General features: G+C 56.3%; 10 protein-coding genes and 1 pseudogene. 2 read left to right on the forward strand and 9 right to left on the reverse strand.

Going from position 1 to position 13722, the window contains the following annotated elements:
* Both H6G52_RS02470 and H6G52_RS02475 read left to right on the forward strand, forming a co-directional pair.
* Positions 1–117: pseudogene (locus H6G52_RS02470) on the forward strand (IS1 family transposase); the annotation flags it as partial.
* Between the two features lie 367 nt (positions 118–484).
* Positions 485–2302, forward strand: a complete 1818-nt coding sequence (locus H6G52_RS02475; protein ID WP_190526233.1) for a hypothetical protein — start codon at positions 485–487, stop codon at positions 2300–2302.
* Between the two features lie 35 nt (positions 2303–2337).
* On the opposite strand, the gene H6G52_RS02480 is transcribed toward H6G52_RS02475, so the two are convergent.
* The 9 genes from H6G52_RS02480 to H6G52_RS02520 form a co-directional block, all read right to left on the reverse strand.
* Positions 2338–2847, reverse strand: coding sequence for a transposase (locus tag H6G52_RS02480; protein WP_190526235.1), 510 nt, complete (start codon positions 2845–2847; stop codon positions 2338–2340).
* A complete protein-coding gene (locus H6G52_RS02485) occupies positions 2835–3200 on the reverse strand; it encodes an IS630 transposase-related protein (protein ID WP_190526237.1) in 366 nt (121 codons plus the stop codon). The genes H6G52_RS02480 and H6G52_RS02485 overlap by 13 nt, the downstream gene beginning before the upstream one ends.
* Before the next feature lie 136 nt (positions 3201–3336).
* On the reverse strand, positions 3337–5226 hold the full coding sequence (locus H6G52_RS02490) for a glycosyltransferase family 39 protein (RefSeq protein ID WP_199312123.1): 1890 nt from the start codon (positions 5224–5226) through the stop codon (positions 3337–3339).
* 40 nt (positions 5227–5266) lie between these two features.
* Positions 5267–6148: a glycosyltransferase family 2 protein gene (locus H6G52_RS02495; protein WP_190526239.1), complete on the reverse strand. Its 882-nt coding sequence runs from the start codon at positions 6146–6148 to the stop codon at positions 5267–5269.
* A gap of 145 nt (positions 6149–6293) precedes the next feature.
* A complete protein-coding gene (locus tag H6G52_RS02500) occupies positions 6294–7367 on the reverse strand; it encodes a glucose-1-phosphate thymidylyltransferase (RefSeq protein ID WP_099532039.1) in 1074 nt (357 codons plus the stop codon).
* Between the two features lie 610 nt (positions 7368–7977).
* The gene (gene rfbD / locus H6G52_RS02505) at positions 7978–8856 is read right to left on the reverse strand and encodes a dTDP-4-dehydrorhamnose reductase (RefSeq protein ID WP_190526241.1); all 879 of its coding nucleotides are present in this window, start codon (positions 8854–8856) and stop codon (positions 7978–7980) included.
* 12 nt (positions 8857–8868) lie between these two features.
* Complete coding sequence (gene rfbC / locus H6G52_RS02510; RefSeq protein ID WP_190526243.1) at positions 8869–9426, reverse strand: dTDP-4-dehydrorhamnose 3,5-epimerase; 558 nt, start codon at positions 9424–9426, stop codon at positions 8869–8871.
* 263 nt (positions 9427–9689) lie between these two features.
* Complete coding sequence (locus H6G52_RS02515) at positions 9690–10814, reverse strand: diguanylate cyclase domain-containing protein (protein ID WP_190526245.1); 1125 nt, start codon at positions 10812–10814, stop codon at positions 9690–9692.
* Positions 10815–11874: 1060 nt separating this feature from the next.
* The gene (locus H6G52_RS02520) at positions 11875–13554 is read right to left on the reverse strand and encodes an Hsp70 family protein (protein ID WP_190526247.1); all 1680 of its coding nucleotides are present in this window, start codon (positions 13552–13554) and stop codon (positions 11875–11877) included.
* Positions 13555–13722 lie beyond the last annotated feature (168 nt).

Raw genomic sequence — 13722 nt, forward strand, 5'->3', positions numbered from 1 at the left:
TATTTCAACTGGATTTGGCAGCATAGTCGTTTCAAAACCACGGCTGCTGAACGAGCGGGATTAGCGACTAGGGCATGGACTTGGCATGACATTGCTACCTATCCCACATTAATCTGATTCACTACCCATCCCATGAGGCATTGGAGCTTTTTTATTCAGTAGTAAGATCCAGAAAGTTAGGTTTATAAACTTTACAAACAGTTTGATTAAGAATTGCAAAGCATCTGAGGCCGAGTTGGGTAGTTCTTTGTGGTAAAGGCTGGAAACCGCGGCCCGGCTATGGTTCTCGGATACACTGGACTCGATTTCAAATTGCCTTCAGATCGCAAATTTCGCAGATTTCGCAGGTTTCCCAAATTCTGCATTGCCTAGGTTTGCTTAGGATCGCCTAGGTCATATCAGTTCCTATACCCATTACTGAAGATTGCAAAGAGGTAACGAGATGAGGTGGCTCGGGGCGCTGGGTCGAGGGCTAGGGCGGCGAATGGCCTGGGGATGCGTGGTGTTGGTCTGGGGATGCCTCCTGTTGCCGATCGGGGGATGTGCCAAAGAGCCACCACCGCTGGCGACGGCCACGCCGCCCAAACCCAATCAGGGCAAGGTAGTGGGGGCCATTGATGAGGTAGCACCACCATCGATTGTGCAGCGATTGAATCGGGAGTTGGATCGCTATCAACCCCAGGTGCAGATCATTGCGCCAAGGCCCGATGAAACCCTGACGCAAACACAGGTGGCGGTGCAGTTGCGGGTGCAGGATTTGCCGCTATTTAAGGATGAAGCGCTGGCCGCCGGGCCGCATTTAAAGCTGATGTTGGACGAGCGCCCGGTGGCAGAGATTTTTGATGTCACGGATCCGATTACGATTAGCGACTTAACGCCGGGAACCCACACACTCCGGGCCTTTGCGGAACGTCCCTGGCATGAAAGCTTTAAGAATGATGGGGCCTATGCTCAGGTGTCTTTCCATGTGTTTGCAAAAACCCAAACCCAGGTTCCCGACTCGGGCCGGCCACTGCTGACCTATAACCAACCGATCGGGACGGTGGGTACGGAGCCGGTGTTGCTGGACTTTTACTTGACCAATGCACCGCTGCATCTGCTGGCTCGGGAGCGAGATGATGATGAGATTGTGGATTGGAAGGTGCGGGTGACGGTCAATGGCGACAGCTTTTTGCTGGATGATTGGCAGTCTATTTATTTGAAGGGATTCCGTCGGGGCAAAAACTGGGTGAAGTTGGAGCTGATCAACGATCGGGGAGAGCTGCTGGAGAATGCGTTTAATGAGTCGGTGGCGCTGGTGGAGTTTGACCCCAACCAGACGAGCGCGATCGACCGACTGCTGAAGGGTGGGTTGTCGGAGTCGGAAGCTCGGGCGCTGATTGACCCAACCTATGAGCCACCGGCCCCGGAACCGAAACCAGTGACCGCGCCTGAGCCGATCGCGCCGATCGCACCGTTGCCGCAAGACCTGCCGGCCGTGACCGAAGAATCAAAGACCGAAGCGCCAAAGACCGAAGCACCGGAGGCGATCGCCCCAGAATCAGAACCGGCGGCCCCGTCGATGGAAGCGGTCGAGCCAGAGGACGTAGGCGACGAGAAGGCAACAAATAACGACACGATCGCCCCGGGTGAGACCCTAGCTCCACAGCCCAGTGCCGTGACTCCAGCGGAGGCCGCCGCTCTGGCTCCAGAACCGGAAACGGTGATTCCGGAAACGGCCGAGGAGTCAGCGATCGTTAACCCGCCTGCGGCTCCGGAACCGGAGCCAATGTCGGAACCCAGTGCCGAGCCAGCTAGCCCAGAGCCAGCTAGCCCAGAGCCACCGGATGCAGCCCTGCCTCAAGCAGAGGCCCAGAGAATCGACCGTTCCCTGAGCGAAGACCGCGAAGAGCCTGCTTCGCCAGCATTGGTGAGCGAACCGGAGCCGGAAGCTGCTCCACCGGATGTGATTGCACCAGCGGAGGCAACAAAGCCGGAAGCGTCAGCAACGGAGGTTCCCACCACGGAGCCGATCGAACCGGCAACCCAACCGGAACCGGCAGCGGTGGCTACACCCAAGTCAGCGCCTCCAACAGAAGAGAAACCGCCGATTGTGCTTGAGTCGATCGAGCCGGTGACCCCAAAGCCGATCGTTGAGCCAACACCATCGGACACCCCATCGGCCACGGCAACGCCCGATCGCCCCCTCAAGGGCTTGCGCAAACAATTCCTGAAGTGGCTGAAACAGACTCAACAGCAGTTGCCGGATGATTTGAACCTGCCCTTCGACATCAAGCAAGTGCCGATTCCGTCGGGTGATTAGGCAACAATCCCAATCCAGACAGCCCCCAGCTATAGTCATTTCAAATAAGAACGAGACAGTCTACCTGCTTGGGGCTGGTACGATGCCACCAGCTCATCCAGGGATGTCTCGTCTGACTCATAGGCTCGCTTCTTCTTGAGGGCCGCAAAATCCCCTTCAATCGGATTGAAGTCTGGAGAATAAGGCGGCAGAAACAACACTCGATGACCGGCCTGCTCCATTAACTCCGTTACCCTGTGGGGTCGATGAAACGCAGCATTGTCCAGGACTAAAACCGAGGGTTGAAGCAGCGACGGAATTAACTGTTCGCTTAACCACTGCTCAAACAATTGCGCTGTCACTGAACCTAGAAACAACAACGGCGCTAACCACTCTTGGCGAGTTCGAGCGGCCAGCAGGTTTTCTCTTGGACGACGCTCGCCACTTCGCTCTCCATAGACGGGAACCCCTCGGGGTGACCAGCCGTACAAACAAGGGGCATCTGGCTCAAATCCGCTTTCGTCGCAGTAGACAATCGACCAGCCAGCCTGTTTCAGCGCCCGCAACTGACGGAGGTAGAGCTGGCGTTGGTGCGGGCAGCGTTGTCGATAGCGAAGCTGTTTTTTTTACAAGTCACCTTCAGTTGCTTGAGTCGATAGCTGATCGCGCTGGGACAAACCCCAAATTCAGCAGCTCGGTCTCGCAGGCGGGCATCAGGGTAACGTCGCACATGGTCGAGGAGCTTTTTGGGATCGAGTTTTCGAGTCCGAATCTTGGGTAGGGGCTTGGGGGTTGGATTCTCTAACCAGCGGTACAGAGTGGCTCGACTCACCTGGAAGGTGCGACTAGCGGTTGTGGGAGGCATTCCCTGCGCAACCGCAGCCAAGACTCGTTGTCTGAGGTCTTTGCTGTAGGTCATGCTGTCTCATTCCTAATTGAACATACTATAGACAGGTCAAATCTAGACAAGGGGCAAAACCAAGCCAGACAAGGGGTTTCAACCCCTTGCCTCATCAAGCACTTTCTAGCGCTGAACCTTCGTTGAACCTTGCGGGTTAATCGTCTGGATCGGTGGGCGGTTGGTGGTTGGCAAAGGCACGCCGATCGACCCGGAATAATTGATAGGAACCAGCGGCGGCGATCGGTTGACCCACTTGGTCTAAACCGGTTTCCGCCAATTTTTTGCGATCGCCCAACAACAACACCGTGGCCGGTTTGGGGTTGGGGTTAATTTTGAGCGCTTCCCGCTCTCCTTCAATTAACGGGGTCGCCCGTTGGGAGAAGTTAACGATTTGCTGGGTATAGAACACCACGCTCGGTTTGGCAAACCCCACCATCATTAACTCTTCCTCCGGTTGTCGTACCCGAATTACGTCCGCCGACAGGATCCGCAGGGGCAATTGACGTTGGGAATCGAGGGCAAAGGTCACCGGCATGATCGTGCCCACGAAAAACAGCACGCCACCCACCCACGTGATCAGCCACAGCCAGCGATAGCGCCGCCGGTAAATCATCACCGCACCGAAGACAGCAGCGATCGCCCAATCGATCGCCCCCCGCGTAATGGCTCCGGATTCGATCAGCACCTCCCGAATGCGGGGCATGGTTGGATCCTTGATCAACGGGAGCCAGAGGTTTTGGGCACTGAGGGCGATCGCTAAAATGCCCATCACCACCACCGCCGCGATCGCCGTGCGGTGGAATCCCGGCGACACCACATCTTCCGTGGCGATCGGTGGTTCGCTCAATCCCGGTCGGGGCATCGATCGGCGCGGGGCCAAGTCTCCACTCAGCAAGTCTCGCCACAGCAGCGCCACCAGCAGCCCGCCCGCTGGCATCAAGGGCACAACGTAGCTGGGCAACTTGGTCACAGCGATCGTGAAAAAGCCAAACACGCCCAAAAACCAAGCACCCGCAAACAGGGGCAACCGTTCCGCCCGCGATCGCCGCAGCCACCACTTGCGCCGCCAAATTTCTAGCCGCCCCAGGGCGATCGGTAGATACACCGACCAAGGCGCAAAGCCCCAAGCCACCACAATGAAATAGAAGAACCAGGGAGCCGAATGCTGATTGACCACGCGGGTGAAGCGATCGATGTTGTGGTAGCCAAAGAAGGATTCAACGTAGGCATCCCCATTGGCCAAAATCACCAGCACAAACCAGGGCACGGATAGCAGCGCCACCAGCAGCAAACCCCAGAGCGGCTTCGCTTCTTTCCAGAGCAGCTTGAATTCCCCGAGATATAGCCCAAAAGCCAGAATAATCAGCCCCGGCAGCACCACCCCGATCGGCCCTTTGGTGAGCACGCCGAGGGCCATGGCCAGGTAGCAGCCCCCATAGGCCAGAGTTTTGACCTGGGGACGATCGCTGGCATAGCCCCAAAAGAAGGCCAGCAGGGCGGTGCTAATACAGCCGGTGAGCAACATATCGGACACGCCAACCCGGCCCCAGATGATCATGTGGGGTGAAAAGGCGATCGTTCCGGCCCCGATCGCCCCCACCAGCCAAGGTCGCCAAGGGGCCTGTTGACGCGCCTCGCCCGTCACGGAAAAGCGCCAAAGGGTGGCAAAGGCCAGCCCGATCGTGGCCAGGGCCGCCAACCCCGAGGGCAACCGCACGGCCCACTCATTCACGCCCAAAATTTTGTAGGCGATCGCCGTCAGCCAATAGATCAACGGGGGCTTGTCGAAGCGGGTGGCTCCGTTGAAATAGGGCGTGATCCAATCGCCAGTCACGGTCATTTGGCGAGCCGCTTCCGAAAACATCGGCTCCGTTTCGTCCACCAGCCCCACGCTGCCCGAGTGCCAAAACAGGGCGATCGCCCAAACCAGCAGCACCCAAGCCAGGCCCAGCCAGCCCCGCCCCCGATCGTCCAAAGCCGCCAGCCGCCCCATCCAAGAGCGCAACGGCTCCGGCAGCGATCGAGTTAAGCGCAAGTCCAGCATAGGTTTCCGAAAAAGTGGGCCAAGCAAGTCGAGCTTTACTTTAGCGCCGTGGGGAGCCGTTGCGTGTGGATCGCCAACTTTGCCAAGCATCGGCCACGCCCTGGAGCTTGGCGCGCGATCGGGCGGGATGCTGCGGCCACTGGATGATCGCGCTGATCAAAATCCGCGCCAACCGATAGACCAGCGCCCAACGGCTGCCGTGAATCACCAGCGCCAACAAATAGCCCCCGATCGACCAGCGCAGTTTCCGCTCTGGCTCGCGACCCGTCACCGTCGAGGTGGCATGGATCACCCGCAAGCTCGGGGCGATCGCCACCGAATAGCCTTGGCGGGCATAGCGGCGGCAAAACTCGAAATCTTCGTAATACAAAAAGAAGCGGCGATCGAACTGGGGCAAAACTCGAAACGCCGCCAAATGAATCAACAAGCTGCATCCGCTGACCCAATCCGTGGGCTGAATTTTGGGATCGGTGGGGGCTTCTTGGGCGATCGGCTCGATGAGGCCCGATCGCCGATCGAACCGGCCGCCCCGAAACTCTGGCCGGCCGTCCGGTTGATCGATCGCCGTGCCCAAAATTGCCCAATCGGCCTGGCTCAAGAGCGATCGGGCTGCTGCGATCGTCCCCGCCGGTAGCCAAGCATCGGGATTAATCAGCCAGACGATCGCCCCTGGATCGCGATCGGCCACCCAGGCGATCGCCCGATTGCAGGCCCGCCCAAACCCCAAATTTTCGCCGGTTTCCAGGATTGTGCAATGGGCAAATTCAGTGCTGAAGGCATCAAGCGATCGATCCTCCGGTGAATTATTGACGATCAGGATTTGGTAATTCTGGTCGGGGCTGTCTTGGGCAAGCGATCGTAATAATTGGGTGATCGATTCCCCACACCAATAATTCACAATCACGAAATAAAAAATCGGCATTTCGCCCCATCAAAATCCAACCCCAAATCCATAACCCTGCCAACCAATCCTGTAGGTTGGGTTGAGCCTTGCGAAACCCAACGCGATCCACATGAGGCTTACTGGTGTTGGGTTTCGCAAGGCTCAACCCAACCTACTTTTGTTGTTAGGTTAATTCGATGTGGGAGTCGTCGCCGATCATGAAGCGGAGGGCTTTCGGGCGTTTTGGCCCCACGTGGAGTTTCACCCGTTGACCGATCACGCTGTCGATAATGCGCTCCGTTACGCCCACAATTTCCGCCCCTTCCAAGACCACGCTGTGATCCAAATCCACATCCACCAAATGGGCGCGATCGCTGATGCTGCTGTAGGGGCCAATGTAGCAATTCTCGATCGTGCAATTTTCGCCAATCACCGCCGGGCCGCGCACCGTGGAATTGACGACCTTTGAGCCTTTACCAATTTCCACTCGCCCGATAATTTTGCTCGATTCATCAACTTCGCCATAGTTCCAAGGCTGCAAATCGGTGTCCAGAATAATCCGGTTCGTTTCCAGCAAATCATCCTTTTTACCGGTGTCCAACCACCAGCCTTCAAGGGTGCAAGCCTCAACGGTTTTGCCCGTATCAATCAGCTTTTGAATCGCGTCCACAATTTCCAATTCGCCCCGGGCTGAGGGTTGAATTTGGGCGATCGCCTCGTGAATCACCGGCTGGAAGAAATAAATCCCCACCATCGCCAAATTCGAGGGGGGATTTTTCGGTTTTTCCACCAACCGAATCACTCGCCCCGCCGCATCCACTTCCGCCACCCCAAAGGCACGCGGATCGGGCACTTCCCGCAAAATGATCACCGAATCCACACCGGGCTTTTTGAATTGGTCGATAAACTGCCCCAAATCCGCTTGGATGACGTTATCGCCCAAATACATGATGAATGGCGAGTCACCGAGGAACTCTTGCCCCACCGAAACTGCATGGGCCAGCCCCGACGGATGCTCCTGCAAAATATAGGTAATGTTTGCGCCAAACCGACTGCCGTCGCCGGTTTTTTCGCGCACTTCGTCGCCGGTTTCCGGGCTGATAATAATCCCAATATCCGTAATCCCTGCCGCCACAATTCGCTCGATGCCATACCAAAGAATTGGCTTATTGGCCACCGGCACGAGCTGTTTTGCACCCGTGTAGGTCAGGGGTCGCAGGCGGGTTCCTTTGCCACCCGAAAGAATCAAGGCTTTCATGTTATTAACTCGCTGCGATCGCGGTTGATTTGTGGATAACTGATCGAATTAATGGGGATTCAATCACAGAGTCAGTAGGTTGGGTAGAGCTTTGCGAAACCCAACGTGATTTTGGCAAGGTCTGCTGATGTTGGGTTGCGCGCCTCAACCGAATCTACGGGGCTATTACTCACTGGAGAGCCTAGAAAATGCTTGTAGCACTTCAGTTTCTCCACCCCATGCACGTCTTACATCGTTGGGGTCAAGAATTCGGCAGTTGCCAAACACACGGTTTCTCTGAACTCGCCAGCCCCCGACATTAGCCACATCGTCCCAAAATACTGTGCCACCCAGCGTTTGCGCTTCGATATTAGGCATACACCCCAGGTGATCCAGCAATCGCCCGATCCGTTGCGGATCTTCTGCCAATGCCGTCAGCCCCGTCACTATGATTTTGACTGCATGGGGGTTCATCGAAATAGGCCTGGATTGAGTGAATAACAAGTAGCAAAGTTAGTCAGTCAGTAGGTTGTATGGAGCTTGGCGAAACCCAACGCGATTTTGGCAAACGTTGCTGGTGTTGGGTTTCGTGCCTCAACCCAACCTACGGGGCTGGAATTGGGGAAGTAATTTAGCGGTTTAGCAGCTCTGGCAGCATTTTGCGGAGGCTGGCCCGCCAATGGGGAGCCGGACTGCCGAGCAACGCCGCCAATTTGCCGCCCCACAGCACCGAATAGGACGGGCGCTGGGCTGGGGTTGGATAATCCTCCGTGGCGATCGGGACGATCCGTTCCACCGCAAGTTCCAGCCCCAGGGCGCGGGCCTCTTCGATGATGGCCACGGCAAAGTCATACCAGCTAACGGCCCCGCTGTTGGTGTAGTGGTAGACCCCGGCCGTGTCGGCATCCAGGCGGCCGGCAAGCTGCCCGATCGCCCCGGCCAAGTCCCGCGTCCAGGTGGGCGAGCCGATTTGATCCGCCACCACCCGCAGTTCCGGGCGATCGGTCGCCAGCCGAATCATCGTTTTCACAAAGTTGCCGGTTTTGCCCGCGCCATAGACCCAGGCGGTGCGGACGATCGCGCTCTGGTTCGGGGCTGTGGCTAAGATCGCCGTTTCCCCCGCCAACTTCGATCGCCCGTAGCTGCCCAGCGGATCGGTGGGGTCGGTTTCCCGGTAGGGTCGCCCCTGCTGTCCGTTGAACACGTAATCCGTGGACACATGGATCAGCCGCCCGCCCAAATCCTGAGCCGCTTGGGCCAAAATCCCGGGAGCCGTGCCGTTGACGGCCATTGCCAAGTCGGCTTCGGTTTCCGCCTTATCCACGGCCGTGTAGGCAGCGGCATTCACGATCAAATCCGGCTGGAGCGCCATCACCGCGTCGTAGAGCGTGGCGGTGTCGGCCAGGTTGACCCGATCACGCCCGGCCGCCGTCAGCTCCCCGATCGCCCCCAACACCGGTTGCAGGGCCTCGCCCAACTGCCCCTGTGCGCCCGTCAATAAAATCCGCATGGTTCCGCGATCCTAGATTTGCCCGTACTCAAACAGATCTGCTTCCGCCAAGGGTTTGGCCGCCTGGTCTTTGCCCGACAGGATCGGTTCACCGTCCAGGTTCCAGGCAATATTAATTTGCGGATCGTTCCACAAAATCGAGCGATCGCCCGCTGGGCAATAGAAATCCGTCGCCTTATAGAGCAATTCCGCCGTGTCGGTCAGGGTGAGGAACCCATGGGCGAATCCCGGCGGAATCCAGAGTTGGCGCTTGTTTTCGGCACTCAGCTCATAGCCCACCCATTGACCAAAGGTGGGCGACCCGCGCCGAATATCCACCGCCACATCAAACAGCGCCCCGGCTCCGGCCCGCACCAATTTGCCCTGGGGCTGCTGCACCTGGTAGTGCAGGCCGCGCAACACATTTTTCACGGACTTGGAATGGTTGTCCTGCACGAAGGTCACATCAAGGCCGGTTTTTTCAGCGAAGGTGCGACTGTTGAAGCTCTCATAAAAAAAGCCGCGATCGTCTCCAAAGACCCTCGGCTCAATCAGCAAAACATCGGGAATCTCGGTCGGCGTGACGTTCATGGCGCTGGGGATCGCTCAAAACCGGCCTGAGACTACCACAGACCGGCAACAGACCGGCAACAGAACCGATCGCAAATTGCGAGCGATTAACTCTGGGCGGTTAATTCTGGGCAGCGAATTCTGAGCTGCTGATTTTGGGCGGTTAATTCTGGGCAGCAAATTCTGAGCCGCTGATTCTGAGCCGCTGATTTTAAGTCGTTGATTTTGGGGGATGAATGCCCAGGGATCGAAGCACCCAGCCTTTGGCAACTGGTTAGCTGGCCCTAACTCTCCAAGAGATAGCGCTTGCAGTAGGTATTGCGCCCTTGCTGTTTGGCCTCATAGAGGGCCGCATCGGCGGCGGCGATCAGATTTTGGGGAGTATTGCCCATTTTGGGAAACTGACAGGCTAAGCCCAAACTGATCGTGACCCAGGGGCTAGCTTCCGATCGCTCGTGGGGAATTTTTAAGTTCTCGATCGCCCGTCGCAGTCGATCGATCACCTCCACTGCCATCGTCAAGTCCGTGTCTGGCAACAGAATCGCGAACTCTTCCCCCCCATAGCGAGCCACCAAATCCGTCGCCCGGCGTGTGCCATCCTGCAAGGTGCGGGCCACTTGAATCAAACAATCGTCTCCCGCTTGGTGACCGTAATGGTCGTTGAAGCGCTTGAAATAGTCCACATCACAGAGCACCAACGACATTGGGCGATGATCCTGGGCCAGACGTTGCCACTCGCGATTAATCGTGGTGTCAAAGCAGCGGCGGTTTGCCACCTGCGTCAGGCCGTCGCTGGTGGCCAAGCGCTCCAGTTCCAAATTCACCGTCAACAGCGTGGCTTCCACCCGCTGCCGCTCCGCCACCTCCCGCTCCAGTTCTTCATTTTTGGCGCGTAACTGCCGGGTCAAGTCCAAAAGCCGCAATTGCAGCTCAATGCGGGCCAAGACTTCTTCTTTTTGGAAGGGCTTGATGATGTAGTCCACTGCGCCCAGTTCCAACCCTTCGAGCTTGCTGGACAAGTCCGAAAGGCCCGTCATGAAGATCACGGGCACATCCCAGTCAGGATAAAGGGTTTGCAAAGCGCGATAGGTCTCAAACCCGTTCAGCTTTGGCATCACCACATCCATCAAAATCAGGTCAGGATGATCCTTAAGTGGCACATTTTGCAGATATTCAAGGGCCAGTTGACCGTTTTCAACACTTTGAATGCGAAATTTCTTGAAGCGCATCAGGTAGCGCCGCAACAGATCCACGTTGTCGGGAGTGTCGTCAACGATCAACAGTGAGTAGTGTTTGCGGCTGGACTCCATGTCTGGCGATGCGATCGGGTGGGAGAGAGGACTGGATGAGAGTGATGGGTAACTGGCCGCAACATTGGCATCGGTGCGGGCGGTGATCGAATTGCGCATTCTGACAGGTGATCCTCACTCAGCACGACTGGATTCTGCTGCACTGGAGTGATGCAACTAGGGGGGGCGATTTACCCCGCTTCAGCACTCCAGAGCGCTGTTGGTTACCCCCTAACTCAAACTCCTGAATAGCACTATTTTTGGCAATCGATCGCGTTTCGAAAGCGATCGCGGTCAATGGACAGGAATGATATGCACCAAGAGACAACTAGCTCCGATGGGTGATGAGCGCACTGGGATTGGGATCCATGGGCCAAGGACTAGTGGTGATCGATGCTGAAAAATTTCTAACCCCCCAAATTCCTAAGACCTAAAGCGCTAGTGGTTGATATCAGTCGGGTTGCAGGTGGAGTTTGTTGAATCTTTCATCCTGCTTCAGCGACTTTCAGGTCAAATTTCCCTCAACTAAGTCAGGTTGGCTGGATCAAGCGGCGACAACAATCGAAACAATAGTCGGAAATTGATTGTAAAAAATGACACAACCAGACCCCGGGAAAGCCCTAAAGACACCCTAGGTTTAGCCATGGCAATTTCGGTTCCCCAACCCAAAATCGAGGACGCACGATCGGGATCAGGGCGATCAAAATTGGGAGACCAGTCAACAGTTACAACGTGAGCAAGGGATAGGCAGAAACCGTCAATTGTTGTTGATCTTGGGTTGGGGTTGGAACTTCTGAAGTTACCCTTGCCCACCCCAAGTACCTAATGGTTTGCTAACGGCCTTTTGGGATCTAGCTTACCCATTAGAAGTTGCGAGGTTTCAAACTATCCCGAACTCAGGTGAATTCAGCATGGGGGCTTAGACCACATCGGAGTTCTATTGCACCCAATAGCACCCAATGAAGCCCAATGCAGCCAAGACTGAAGTTGAATGTTTTATCTTGCTCATGCTAACGAATACGAGTCAATACTCGCCAACCCTTGCACATCGTGCCCCAATGTGGCCTGTCGGTTGGGGGAGCTGCGAGCTGGCGAAACACCCCTTGGGCTGCCCATGGCACTGGTTCAGGGATGAATAGGGATTAACAGCAAGTTCAGAGATGGCGGGACTTACCAGAACTTAACTCAGTTGGGCGATCGGGCATTGGTTGAGCAGGGTGCGATCGCTCAGCAAGTCTTCAACGGTGACTCGCAAGGTGCGATCGGCATCCACTTCAAAGACCACCCGAATTCGGTCAATTCCAGGCATTCCAGGCGGATCCAGTTGAGCCAAACTGCGTGCGCCATCCCGATCATTTAGCGGTTGCACTGAGGCTTGGCCACCGATGGTTTTGGTGACCAATCGATCGCCATCAAAAAAGATTTCAGTGCGCTGTTCTTCGTCGCCCAATTCTCCAAGGATTAGTTCAATTTGGGGCTGATTTTCAATGGAGGCTCCCAAGAGCAATTCAACGGGCTTGGCGGTGGGATAGGGCTGACCTTTGGGGATGATGGGATGCCAACTGTGGCGTTTTTCCCGTTGGTTCCAATAGCGAATTCCGTAGCCGTGATAGAGAAAATCGCGCACTTCTAAGCCGCTGGCCAGTTTCAAGGCTCCTTGGGCGATCGCTTCAAAGGGGCGATCAGTGGCGACTTTTTCGGCAGGGAAATAGTTGCGAATCCAGGACTGAATGGCAGGAATTTGGCTAGTGCCACCTACCAATAACACCGCTTCGATCGACTGGGGTTCTAGTCCCTGGCGAATGGCTTGCTGAAAAATTTGATCTAACGCGCGATCGAGTTGTTGAAACAGACCCCGATCGCGCAAAATGGTTTCCAATTCCGTGCGTGAAAGGCTTAGTTCTAGACTATTAAACGTCGCGTCATCAAAATAGACTTCCTGGGCTGTTTCCTGATGCGAAAGGGCAATTTTGACCCGCTCCGCCAATCGCAGCAAAATTGGCGTTTTCTGGAAAGAATGACCCGCGAGATTGCCCGAGGAATTACCCAAGGCATTGCCTGGCAAATCCACCGCAGATTGCTGTTGACTCCAATAGTCCACAATCCAGTTATCCAAATCGGATCCACCCAGGTTTAAGCCTGCTTTGGCCAAAACCCTGGCGGTTTTCACGGTTTGTTGGGAATCCTCGATGGCGCGGTTCCCCCACTTCAACAGAAACCCCAAGGGCCGGCCAGCACTAGTGGCACTGGGGCGATCGAGCCGCACCAGGGACAGATCCAACGTGCCGCCACCAAAGTCCACCACCAACACCAAGTCCCGATCGCCTGCGCCATAGCCCAAAGCCGCCGCCGTTGGCTCATCCAGCAAACGCACCTGTTCAATTTGCCCCAAGGCCGACTGGGCGATCGCCCGGGTTAACCAATTTCGGTATTGCTCAAAACTATCCACCGGCACGGTCAAAATCAGTTGTGACCCAGCCCCGGCACTGCCCAAAAACTGCTGCTCTGTCAGGGCGCGGGCGATGGCATCTAAAAACCACTGCCCCGCCTGCTCAAAATCCACCGATCGCCCGTCTAACTCGGGCACAAATCCTTGGACGGCGGTTCCGATCCCCCGCTTGAATCCCCGAAATAAGCGCCCATCGGCCAATTGATCCAGCCCCCGATCGCGCACCGCCTGGCCGGCCACCACCTGACCTTCGGCCGCCTGGGCCACGTACAACAGGCTGGGAATGAGCGGCGGGTTGGGAGACTGTCGCACCGAAAGTCCACTGAGATCCAGGGTTTCGGGATTGCCGGTTACGGGGTTGAGATAGGTCACCACCGTGTTGCTGGTTCCAAAGTCGATCGCAATGGTCATGGCAGTGGCAAAGGTGCAATAGGGTGCGTTGGGTCATGAATCCATGGCTCAGCCGACAACCAGCCAACCAACCGGGAGCAAGCCATGCTGGGGATTCAGAACTCCAATTCGGTATTGTGCCAGTTTCCCAACGGGTTTCCCAATGGCCTTTTTCCGCTGCCTTTTCCC

This window comes from Limnothrix sp. FACHB-881 (assembly GCF_014698135.1).
Lineage (GTDB): Bacteria > Cyanobacteriota > Cyanobacteriia > CACIAM-69d > CACIAM-69d > CACIAM-69d.